The sequence below is a fragment of the Campylobacter sp. CH186 genome (assembly GCF_004378925.1).
Classification (GTDB): Bacteria; Campylobacterota; Campylobacteria; order Campylobacterales; family Campylobacteraceae; genus Campylobacter_D; species Campylobacter_D jejuni.
On record NZ_RYYB01000026.1, the window covers coordinates 1 to 257 of the forward strand.

The following is a 257-nucleotide window of genomic DNA, read 5'->3' on the forward strand; positions in this document are numbered from 1 at the left end:
GTTCCTGTTTTAGCAGCAACTTTTACTTCTAAATTGCGCAAATAATGATAAGAAGTACCTCCTTGCTCATTAGCAACCGCATACATCGCATCTCTTATATAGGGGAGTTGACTTTTTTCAAAAAGGGTGAAAATTTCATTACTATCTTGCGCTTTATCTTCTGTGATAGTATTGTTATTTTCTACACTTTTTAGAAAGTGAGGTACAACTTCAGCACCTTTTGCAATTTGAGCTGTATATCTAGCAATCTGCATAGG

At 35.4% G+C, this 257-nt stretch carries 1 protein-coding gene; it reads right to left on the reverse strand.

Annotation, left to right across the window (positions count from 1 at the left end; all coding sequences use genetic code 11):
- Positions 1 to 257 (reverse strand): penicillin-binding transpeptidase domain-containing protein (locus ELQ09_RS08200; protein WP_279586233.1); only part of this gene is annotated, 257 nt, incomplete at both ends.